The organism is Mesotoga sp. HF07.pep.5.2.highcov (assembly GCF_003666285.1).
GTDB classification, from domain to species: Bacteria; Thermotogota; Thermotogae; order Petrotogales; family Kosmotogaceae; genus Mesotoga; species Mesotoga prima.
The window spans coordinates 1-944 of the sequence record NZ_JFHJ01000259.1 but is presented as its reverse complement, the minus strand read 5'-3'; the positions used below and the strand labels follow the sequence as shown (position 1 = coordinate 944).

Annotated in this window: 1 pseudogene; it reads left to right on the top strand. The window is 47.0% G+C overall.

What is annotated here, in order from left to right:
* Window positions 1-221: 221 nt before the first annotated feature.
* Window positions 222-944: pseudogene (locus BG32_RS05370) on the top strand (amidohydrolase); the annotation flags it as partial.

Sequence of the window (944 nt, the reverse complement as noted above, 5' to 3'; positions counted from 1 at the left end):
TTTGAGGACGGGGAAATCACTTTCGTTGGTCCAAGAAGAGAATACAGCATCCAGGAAGATGAAGAGATAGTCGATGGCGAAAAAGGCATTCTGTTGCCTCATTTTTCAATGCTCATTACAGCATCTATTCCAGCATTTCTCCATACCCAGTCAGAGTCCTGAAAGGCGAGAGAACTGAGATCGATTTTTTCGGTGGCTTGCTTAATTCGGGAAGGAAAGAGGTGAATTCCGAACTGGTTCGACTTTCGGCTGAGTTAGCCGTAATGAAGGCAATTAGAAGCGGTTCAGTCGCCATGAGCGGTCCGGTTGTTGATCATCCCGATGTGGATCCGGAGCTATATAGGGAGATTGCTGCGAAGTACGGTGTCTATCTTGCGGTCGGGCCGGTTCTGACTGAAGACACGCTGGACGAGATCGGTGGTCGTTGGGAAAACGTTACCAGAGACGCCTCGTTCTGTCCGATGCTTTATGTTAGCAATCTTGCAACCTTTGAAGAGGAAGCTATTCAAAAGCTACGAGGTCTTTATGAGAAGGGGATGAATCTGAATCTGCTCATCTTCGACATGAAGCGGGAGAATGAAGTGTGCCTCTTCAGGTGGGGAGAAAGCCTTGTAGAGAGGCTTATGAAGAATGGAATATTGATCCCCGAATGTGGTGTTGTCTACGGCGGGAACCTCAGTGAGACAGATATGGACATAATCTCTTCTCGAAGGATTTTCGTCACAAAGTCTTTGAGATCGGAAATGTATGCCGGGACCTTTCAGCCGAATATCTCAGATTTGCTAGGTCGAGGTATGCAGGTCTGCCTCGGCACGGGATTTCTCGGGGCGGACATCCTCGGGGAAGCAAAAGAGATAATTCTCACTGAACGTTGCCATAGAGGTTTTGACAATTCAATTATCGACTACGAGATAAGGAAGACGCTATTTGACAATAATTACAAA